This window comes from Niallia sp. HCP3S3_B10, from assembly GCF_052064465.1.
GTDB classification, from domain to species: Bacteria; Bacillota; Bacilli; order Bacillales; family Cytobacillaceae; genus Niallia; species Niallia hominis.
Map to the genome: position 1 here is coordinate 47,148 of NZ_JBQHVO010000029.1, position 9,090 is coordinate 56,237.

Annotated in this window: 8 protein-coding genes; 6 read left to right on the top strand and 2 right to left on the bottom strand. The window is 35.8% G+C overall.

All coding sequences use genetic code 11. From position 1 onward, the window contains the following. The first annotated feature begins 29 nt into the window (after positions 1 to 29). From ACTNDN_RS13790 to ACTNDN_RS13800, 3 genes are all read left to right on the top strand, one after another. Positions 30 to 503 (top strand): low molecular weight protein-tyrosine-phosphatase, encoded by a 474-nt coding sequence (locus ACTNDN_RS13790; protein ID WP_031537427.1) that lies wholly within the window; start codon positions 30 to 32, stop codon positions 501 to 503. A 52-nt stretch (positions 504 to 555) separates the two neighbouring features. Beyond that, the gene (locus tag ACTNDN_RS13795) at positions 556 to 930 is read left to right on the top strand and encodes a YtxH domain-containing protein (protein ID WP_031537428.1); all 375 of its coding nucleotides are present in this window, start codon (positions 556 to 558) and stop codon (positions 928 to 930) included. Between the two features lie 255 nt (positions 931 to 1,185). Beyond that, the gene (locus ACTNDN_RS13800; RefSeq protein ID WP_031537430.1) at positions 1,186 to 2,007 is read left to right on the top strand and encodes a YihY/virulence factor BrkB family protein; all 822 of its coding nucleotides are present in this window, start codon (positions 1,186 to 1,188) and stop codon (positions 2,005 to 2,007) included. Between the two features lie 353 nt (positions 2,008 to 2,360). On the opposite strand, the gene ACTNDN_RS13805 is transcribed toward ACTNDN_RS13800, so the two are convergent. Continuing rightward, positions 2,361 to 4,292 carry a heavy metal translocating P-type ATPase gene (locus ACTNDN_RS13805; protein WP_031537431.1) on the bottom strand — a complete coding sequence of 644 codons (1,932 nt, stop codon included), beginning with the start codon at positions 4,290 to 4,292 and terminating at the stop codon, positions 2,361 to 2,363. A 195-nt stretch (positions 4,293 to 4,487) separates the two neighbouring features. Beyond that, on the bottom strand, positions 4,488 to 5,663 hold the full coding sequence (locus ACTNDN_RS13810; RefSeq protein ID WP_031537433.1) for an MFS transporter: 1,176 nt from the start codon (positions 5,661 to 5,663) through the stop codon (positions 4,488 to 4,490). Positions 5,664 to 5,903: 240 nt separating this feature from the next. Between ACTNDN_RS13810 and cax the strand changes: the two genes are divergently transcribed. The 3 genes from cax to ACTNDN_RS13825 all read left to right on the top strand — a co-directional run bounded on the left by cax (position 5,904) and on the right by ACTNDN_RS13825 (position 8,918). Further along, positions 5,904 to 6,968 carry a calcium/proton exchanger gene (cax, locus tag ACTNDN_RS13815; RefSeq protein ID WP_441131330.1) on the top strand — a complete coding sequence of 355 codons (1,065 nt, stop codon included), beginning with the start codon at positions 5,904 to 5,906 and terminating at the stop codon, positions 6,966 to 6,968. Positions 6,969 to 7,383: 415 nt separating this feature from the next. After that, complete coding sequence (locus ACTNDN_RS13820; protein ID WP_048717961.1) at positions 7,384 to 7,995, top strand: YczE/YyaS/YitT family protein; 612 nt, start codon at positions 7,384 to 7,386, stop codon at positions 7,993 to 7,995. Positions 7,996 to 8,093: 98 nt separating this feature from the next. Next, positions 8,094 to 8,918, top strand: coding sequence for a YfkD famly protein (locus ACTNDN_RS13825; RefSeq protein WP_048717963.1), 825 nt, complete (start codon positions 8,094 to 8,096; stop codon positions 8,916 to 8,918). The last annotated feature ends 172 nt before the right edge of the window (positions 8,919 to 9,090 follow it).

Below are 9,090 nucleotides of genomic sequence, written 5' to 3' on the forward strand. Positions count from 1 at the left end.
TGTAAATACAAAAATGGAGGAAAATAAAAATGAAAGTACGTGTTTTATTTATTTGCTTAGGAAATATTTGTCGCTCCCCAATGGCTGAGGCTGTATTTCGTGATTTAGTGGAAAAAGAAGGATTACAAGAAAAGATTGTTTGCGATTCAGCTGGAACAGGCGGATGGCATATTGGAAATCCGCCTCATCATGGAACAAGAGATATCTTAAAAGTAAATAAAATTAAGGATACGGGCATATTTGCTCGTCAATTAGAGGAAAAGGATTTAGAAGATTATGATTATCTAATTGCAATGGATAACAGTAATATTGCAAACATTAGAAAGCTAAATGAAATGTTAGATTATACAAAGGTTCGACTATTAATGGATTATACGCACCATGCTGTGGGAAAAGAAGTACCAGATCCGTATTATACGGGCAATTTTGAAGAAGTTTTTGCGTTAGTGAAGGATGGCTGTGAAGGTTTGTTACAAGATATAAAAAATAAGTATGGCTTGTAATCAAATCAATTCCATCCTTCATTGATTAAAAAAAGAAGGGTGGAACTAGTGGATGAAAATGAGTATATCAAAAGGACTTTTTATCGGGAGCCTTATTGGAACAGCCATAAGTCTATTGGACAAGCATACAAGGCAAAATGCCGTTACGAATATGCAGCATGCAAAAGATGTGGTAACGGATTATGAGCATATGACAACTAGCCTTAATAGTACTGCGGAAAAAATAAAAAGAACAGCGGTGAAAATTTCGGATGATGCAGTTTTTGTAAAGAAGCAATTGGAAGAATTAAAAGGGATAACACCAGTAGTAGCAGGCATCATTCACGATACGAAGGAAGCATTTTTCAATGGTGACACGAGAAATCAGGAAAGAAAGCTTGTTTCTAGCATTAACTATATACCTGAGACAGGATCAGAAAGAAGATAATATTTTAGAGAATTGTTCTCCTCCTTGCATTTGTTACTAAAATATAAGGGGAGTAATACTCGAGGGAAAAGGTTTAGATGTGCCTAAATGATAGGGAAATCGCTATTTCAATCTATCATTTAGGCATGTATGTTTGCCCAGTTTTTCTTCCTTTTCTCCTTAATAGATGCCTTTTTTTATCAGTGCCATATGTTTTAATAGGGCTGTAAAGGGCAATAGACATACATAAAAGAACTGTTAGGACGGTGATTTTGTATGGGAGAGGTCATTCCATTTATAAAGGTTCTCATCAAGAAAATCCAACAAGATAGTGTATTTGATCTTGCAGCACAGTTATCCTATTATTTTCTCTTATCTATTTTTCCGTTACTTATTTTTGTTATGACGCTCCTACCCTATCTACCGATATCAAAGGAAGACTTATTAGGAGTAGTCGATGGTTTTGCACCTGGAGATATCATGGATACGATTGAAACAAATATCGATCAAGTGTTGAGTAGAAATGTTAGTCTTTTATCATTCGGGATTATTGCAACAATATGGTCTGCTTCTAATGGATTAAATGCTATCGTAAAGGCACTAAATAAAGCCTATGATGTCGAAGAAACTAGATCTTTTATTGTTGCAAGGGGAATGTCTATTTTATTGACGCTTGGGATGATTGCAGTAGTGGTAGTAGCTTTACTGTTACCTGTGTTTGGAGAACAAATAGGGATGTTTTTATTTTCCCAATTTGACTTAACAGAAGAATTCTTATCGATGTGGAACACATTAAGGTTTCTTGCTTCTCCAATCATTTTATTTATTGTGTTTCTTGCTCTTTATTGGGTTGCTCCCAATAAGAGACTTAGATGTATTTCTGCTATTCCCGGAGCCATTTTCGCAGCGATTGGTTGGGTTCTTGCTTCTTTAGCATTTTCCTATTATGTAGGTAACTTTAGTAATTATTCGGCGACATATGGAAGTATTGGAACGATTATTGTTCTAATGATTTGGTTTTATATAACAGGAATCATCATTATATTAGGTGGCGAAATTAATGCCTACTTCACCGAGAGAAAGAAAGAGCCTTGTTAATGGTATCCGTTTTTTACCTTTATAAAAGGAGGCAATCGGAACAAACTATTAGAGGGGAAAACATTAAATAAGGGGGAACTTAGAATGACAAAGCATACAAAAAAAGATGGCGGTACTAAACAAAAAGGAAAAAGCAAGCCGAAGCATAAAACATCTGGATCTGCCAACGGGCAAAACGGCTATCACTAACTAAAAGAACTCCCATTATAGTATTCACTATGATGGGAGTTCTTTTAGATTAACAGGCGGAACTTTTCTTTAAAGTATTATAAGAAGAGCCTTAAGGGTATCGTTCTGATGAATTTCGCTCCATCGAATCCATATTGAAATTCGTCTCTTTAGAGCTGTTTGTATTAACTTTTTAACAACCGCAAGCTATTCAAAATAACCAAGATTGTACTTCCTTCATGTCCAATCACTCCAAAAGGAAGGGCAACGACTTGTAAGAAGTTCGAAACGATAAGAAGCATGATAACAGAGATAGAGAAGATAATATTCTGTTTAATAATTCGATTCATTCGTTTGGATAGATGAATCGCTTCTGCAATACGTGGTAAATCATTTTTCATTAATACGACATCTGCGGTCTCTAAGGCAACATCTGTTCCTTCTCCCATCGCAATCCCTACATTTGCTGTTGCAAGCGCTGGCGCATCATTAATTCCATCTCCTACCATTGCAACGATACCATATTTCTCTTTCAACTCTTTAATGGAAGTTACCTTCTTTTCTGGTAGGCATTCAGCAATATATTCATTAACATTGCTTTCTTTGGAAATGGCTTTGGCCGTTTTTTCGCTATCTCCTGTAATCATAACAGTATAAATACCGTTTTGCTTTAAGTGTTCAATTGCTTTTTTCGACTCTTTTCGGACTATATCCTTTAAGGCAATCAACGCTATTATTTCGTCATTTCGCTGGACAAATACAGCGGTTTTTCCTTCTTCTGATAACTGATTAAATATTTCATTCTGGAAATTTTTCGCTTCTTTTTCTCCAACAAAAGCGGCTTTCCCGATTTTCCATTCTGCATTATCCATCTTTGCAGTAACACCCCAGCCGGAATTATCCTGAATGCTTTCAGGCTGTTTTAACGGTTCTTTATATTTCTGCTCAGCGTATCGAACAATTGCTTTTGCTAAAGGGTGGTTCGAATGGCTTTCAATGCTAGCTGTTAATTGGATAATTTCTTTTTCTGAATATTCGTCATGAACAATCACATTTGTTACGACAGGCATACCTTTTGTTAACGTTCCTGTTTTATCAAAAGCAATCGCTTTTACATGGGCAAGATTTTCCAGATGAACTCCACCTTTAAAAAGGATTCCTGCTCTTGCTCCGTTTGATATCGCAGCAAGGGTAGCTGGCATAATACTTGCCACTAATGCACAAGGTGATGCTACAACTAAGAAAATCATTGCTCGGTAGAACGTTTCATTCCAAGACCAACCTAGAAAAAAATGAGGAAGGAACATAAGCAGGACAACAATTGACAACACTATTTTGACATAGGCCCCCTCAAACTTTTCGATAAATGCTTGAGAAGGCGATTTCTCACTTTGAGCAGATTGAATTAATGTAATAATCTTTTGGAATAGTGTTTCATCTGCATGTTTTGTAAGTATCACAGTAATAGATCCACTTAAATTTACCGTACCTGCAAACACCTCATCATTTATTTCCTTCGTTAACGGTATCGATTCGCCTGTAATGGCTGCTTCATCTATGGCAGTTGTTCCTTTCACAATTTTACCATCAACCGGGATTCTTTCACCTGGCTTAATTAAAATAGTGTCTGAGACGGTAAGAGAGGAAACAGGAACTATTTCTTCGCGACCATCAGGCTGTATTTTTACTGCTTCCTCAGGCTGTAAATTCATGAGCGCAGATATTTCCTTGTTGCTTTTATTCATTGTATATGTTTCTAACGCACCGCTTACAGCAAAGATAAAGATTAGTATGGCTCCTTCTGCCCAATAGCCGATAAGACATGAGCCAATCGCTGCAAAGATCATCAACATTTCCACATTTAATTCTTTATTTGCAATTGTCTCTTCGATACCTTCCTTTGCTTTGGCATAACCACCAATCACAAAAGCGAGCAAGTATAAAGCGATAGATAGATGCGAATAATCCAAGTGGTTTAAGATCCATCCTATCAAAATAAAAATTCCACTTATCCCAGCAGCAATAAGTTCGAGATGGGGAGCTAGCTTTGCAAATAAAGATGGCTTCACTTCTAAAGTTGATTGTACGAAGGATTTTAATTCAGTTTCTGTGGACATTTTCATTTCCTCCTTTAAATAACTAAATATTTTTGATTTCTTTATCTCTTATTGAGAGAGAGAATCAAGTTCAATACCCTTAAAAAACACGAAAGCTGCCACCTAAAAAGGTGACAGCAGAAAAAACAAATAGAAATAATTCTTTGATATTTAGTTGTATGTGTTTATCCTACCACATATCGTATGTGCTGAACATCATTTTGCTTCTGCCAAACGATGGTTTTTTCTTTCTTTTTTTCCAAAGATAAAAATCACCAAGCAAACAGCTAATAAGATGGTAGCTATCACTACAAAATAGCTAATATGCTGGAAATATTGAATAAATACTCCTCCTAAATAAGGGCCAATTAAACTACCGACACTAAAGGCCATACCGCATAGAAGATTTCCAGTAGGCAGTAGATTGGATGGAACTAAGTCAGTCATATAGCTAATTCCTAAAGAGAAGGTAGAGCCAACTGCCATTCCAGCAAGGAAAAGACAGATAATTAAACCGATTAAATAAGTCTCCAGGATGCTGGCAAAAGAAAAGCAGACAGTGCCGATAAATAAAATGGTTATAAGTGTCTGTCTTCTACCGAACTTATCGCTAATCATTCCTAAAGGAAGCTGAAAGACTATTGCACCGATGGAAAAGGCAGTAAGTAAAAACGAAATTTGGACAACTGTCAATTCGATTCTCAAACCATACACTGGAAAACTTGAATTTAAGCTTGATTCCAAAAATCCATAGGCAAGCGGTGGAAGAAAGGCAATCCAGGCATACTTCATAGCACTGGAAAAGCGTTTCATCGTATCGATAAAGGAATTAGTTTCTACCGTTTGCTCTGGAAAATCATTTTTAATCCATAAAATAAAGATCCATGCGATAAAGCACATAATGGATGAAAGAATGAAAGGAAGGGATTCATTAATTTTGATTAAAGGTGTTAATAATGGTCCCACTGCGAATCCTATACCAAAGAAAACCCCATATAGAGAAATATTTCGTCCCCGTTTTTCTTTAGGTGATGCTGTCGTTATCCAAGTTTGTGTAGCGAAATGAAGGGCGTGATCACCAATTCCGATACATAAACGAAGGAGGAACCAAAACCAAAAGGTCTTCCATAGTGGAAAAAGGGCTAATGAAAGGATGACAATCAACCCGCCGAAAACAATTACAGGTTTATAGCCATATTTACGCAAAGGATATTCCATAAACGGAGAAATCAGAAGAATTCCTATATAGAGTCCCACTGCATTTAAACCATTTAAACTAGAAGAAAGACCATCATTTTCAAAAATGACTGCTATTAATGGAAGCAGCATTCCTTGACTAAATCCAGAAATACTGACAATGCTAATTAGTACTGCAAATTTTTTACTGTTCATATTATTCTCCCCATTGATTTACCTGTTGTTTATATTTAGTCTCCCTAAAGATGTTAAATGGGATTGAACAGTAATGCAATAGATTTTTTAAAAGGGTTAAGAAAGTTAATGGACAAAAAGAAAAGCAGAAACATTTTTTTAGAGAATTGGTTATATTTGGGCAAAGTAGCTGTATAATAAGTTTAGCCTCCGGTTGGATGGGAAATTATATGAAAGTGATAGAAGAAAGGAAGCGAAAAAATGGTTAATAAAATATTTATGATTGCAGCTTTTATCGGGGTTCCAGTATCGATAATTGGCACATTACTCCATTGGTCAAGCATTGTTATGTTTGTAATTTACTGTCTTACAATCATCGCTTTATCTAGTTTTATGGGAAGAGCGACAGAAAGCTTAGCAATTGTTGCTGGTCCTCGAATTGGTGGATTATTGAATGCAACCTTTGGTAATGCAGTAGAATTAATCATTGCTATATTTGCATTACGTGAAGGTTTAACGGAAGTTGTATTGGCATCCTTAACTGGATCTGTTTTAGGGAATTTATTGCTTGTGGCAGGTTTGTCCTTCTTCATTGGGGGTTTAAAGTATAAGAGACAGCAATTTAATGTTTTTGATGCTCGCCACAATTCTGGTCTATTAATTTTTGCGGTAATCGTTGCATTTGTTATTCCAGAAGTATTTACGATGAATATGAATGAAGGAAAAACACTTTCTTTGAGTATCGGAATAGCTATTATTTTGATTTTATTATATTTAGGTGCATTATTGTTCAAGCTTGTAACTCATCGTGGAGTTTATCAAGTCGAAAAGAATGGCGAAGCTGGACATGGTCATGAGGAAACTCCAGAATGGTCCGTGAAAAAAAGCATCACCATTTTAGCAATCGCAACACTTGCTGTTGCTTATGTGTCAGAAAACTTAGTACATACCTTTGAAGTAGTAGCAGAGTCCTTTGGATGGTCAGAGTTATTTATCGGAATTATCATTGTTGCTATCGTTGGAAATGCAGCAGAACATGCTTCAGCGGTTGTAATGGCTTATAAGAACAAAATGGATATTGCTGTGGAAATCGCAATAGGATCGACGCTGCAAATTGCCATGTTTGTTGCTCCATTATTAGTGCTGATCTCTTTATTTTTCCCGAGCGGAATGTCACTAGTATTTACCCTGCCAGAACTTATTAGTATGGTAACAGCGGTGTTATTAATGGTGAGTATTTCGAATGACGGAGAAACGAACTGGTTTGAGGGAGCAACATTATTAGCTGCTTATGCGATTATGGGAATAGGATTTTATTTGCTTTAAAGTAGGAGAAATAACGAGGCCTAGCCGCTTTCTTTACAGCAGCTAGGCTTTCTTGTGTAAATTTCACCTCTTATTTATACATATTAGTCTTTTTTAAGTATTTGTAGATTTAAATGATGTATAGGGAATCTATCATGTCGCTTCCATCGGATCACCAACCTCTTTTCCTTTTATTGTTGAATAAAATTCTGATTGATGAATATTCAAAGGTTTTTATTTTCCTCCTTTACTAAAATACAAGCGATCTAAAATAGCTACCCTCCTTTTATTTGATGCCTTTATTATACCGTGAAAATAAAGAAATGTAAATATTCTGATTATTTTATTTTGCGAATTTTGGACAAGTTTCTTATTTCTTATGCATATGTATGAAAGTAACGATAAAAGCATGTATGAGGAAGGAGTAAAAAGGGGAATGTCATGGTTTTTTCGAAGCACTATCTATGTTGGTGGGCTTTTTATATTAGCATTTGGGGCTACGTTGACTATTAAGGCAAACCTAGGAGCAGGTCCTTGGGATGCACTCAATGTAGGACTATCTCATCTAGTGGGACTTACTATAGGAAGCTGGATTGTTATTGTAGGAATCGTCCTTATATTCGTTAATGCTTTTCTTTTACGCAAAAAGCCCAATTTATTATCACTTGCAACGGTATTTATTTTAGGTTTTTTTGTTGATTTCTGGATGGCACATCTCGTCAATCAGCTTCATTATTTTATATTTGCGAGCCAATTACTTTTACTTATTACAGGATTAATTATTATTGGTTTAGGCATAGCTCTCTATTTACAATCGGAATTTCCATTAAATCCAATCGATCATTTTATGGTTACTATTCAAGAAAGATTTGGCGTAAATCTTATGACAGCCAAGTTAATTGGAGAAATACTTGCGTTATTGTTAGCCTTTTTAGTAAATGGCCCAATTGGACTTGGTACCCTCATTATTGCTTTTGGACTCGGTCCTTCCATCCAATTTTTCCATCATTATTGCTCAAAATTAACAGGGAAATTTGTAGTGAAATAGAAGTTAGAAAAAAAATAATGTAATAATGGATAATCTAGGCGAACTCCGAAAAAAATAATCATAGTTATGGATGATTATTTGAAGGGAGTTCACTTGCTATGTATAAGAAAATTATGATTGTGCTTTTATCTTTTTTCTTAATGCTTCCAATGTTAACTTATGCGGAAAAAGCAAAAGAGAAAGAAAAAGAGGAAAGTCTATCGAAATCCAAAATTATTACCATACCCAATTCTGTTATGAATATAACAAAGGAAAATACGTATCCTAATCCGACTCAGGATGTGCCTAAGCTACAGCCTAGTGAATTAACGCAAAAACTTATTAATTCTTCTAAGGTGAAAATCGACAATCCAGATTTAATCCGGATGCTGAATGAGTCCACGGTGAATAGTACGCCATTTGCTCTCGGCTATAAAGCGATTGTATATTTAGGACAATGGCCCCTTAACTATGAATCAACAGAGACAGCACCGAATTGGGAGTATCAAAAAATAAATACTAATTTTTACGATAACCGTGGTGGCAAGTCCCCATATCAAATCCATTATGTACAAGAATCACAGAAAACAATAAGAGGTGGATTAACTGCCAAGGTGCCTAATGCGGAGCAAGTAAAGAAAATGATGCTTGTGAAAGCAACACAGAATTCAGGATTATCTCTTGCTTTTGAAACAGTAATTGGTACAGGGACTAAGAAGGATCAAGTTTATAATATTCCTCCTAAAAGACTGGGATATTTATATGGATATGCTCCTGCTGTCAATGAAAAAGGGAAAGTGACATATGGAGAAGTTTATATCATGCTTAAAGGAAGCAAGAAATCAATAGTCGTTAAGAATGTAACTTCTCAAGGAATTGGTGCATGGATTCCAGTACAGGATCATGTTTCCTTTGGATTTTTGGCGAGCGAAAGACCGAAATAAATAGGGAAAGAAAAGGCTGACTATTGGTTGTCAGTCTTTTTTTATGGGGGGGGAGATTTTGGAATGAATGGTGGGGGGGAAGTAGTTTTGATGGAGGAAGAACGCCAAAAAAGCAACAGGAAGAGCAGAGAGTAGTTTTCAAAAAGCTGTTACATACTCAAAACTAATTAAA

What these genes read in the sequence shown, in the direction of transcription:
- ACTNDN_RS13795 (WP_031537428.1), top strand. Translation starts at nt 556, where the DNA reads ATGAAAATGAGTATATCAAAAGGACTTTTTATCGGGAGCCTTATTGGA.
- ACTNDN_RS13810 (WP_031537433.1), bottom strand. Translation starts at nt 5,663, where the DNA reads ATGAACAGTAAAAAATTTGCAGTACTAATTAGCATTGTCAGTATTTCT.
- ACTNDN_RS13805 (WP_031537431.1), bottom strand. Translation starts at nt 4,292, where the DNA reads ATGTCCACAGAAACTGAATTAAAATCCTTCGTACAATCAACTTTAGAA.
- cax (WP_441131330.1), top strand. Translation starts at nt 5,904, where the DNA reads ATGGTTAATAAAATATTTATGATTGCAGCTTTTATCGGGGTTCCAGTA.
- ACTNDN_RS13790 (WP_031537427.1), top strand. Translation starts at nt 30, where the DNA reads ATGAAAGTACGTGTTTTATTTATTTGCTTAGGAAATATTTGTCGCTCC.
- ACTNDN_RS13800 (WP_031537430.1), top strand. Translation starts at nt 1,186, where the DNA reads ATGGGAGAGGTCATTCCATTTATAAAGGTTCTCATCAAGAAAATCCAA.
- ACTNDN_RS13820 (WP_048717961.1), top strand. Translation starts at nt 7,384, where the DNA reads ATGTCATGGTTTTTTCGAAGCACTATCTATGTTGGTGGGCTTTTTATA.
- ACTNDN_RS13825 (WP_048717963.1), top strand. Translation starts at nt 8,094, where the DNA reads ATGTATAAGAAAATTATGATTGTGCTTTTATCTTTTTTCTTAATGCTT.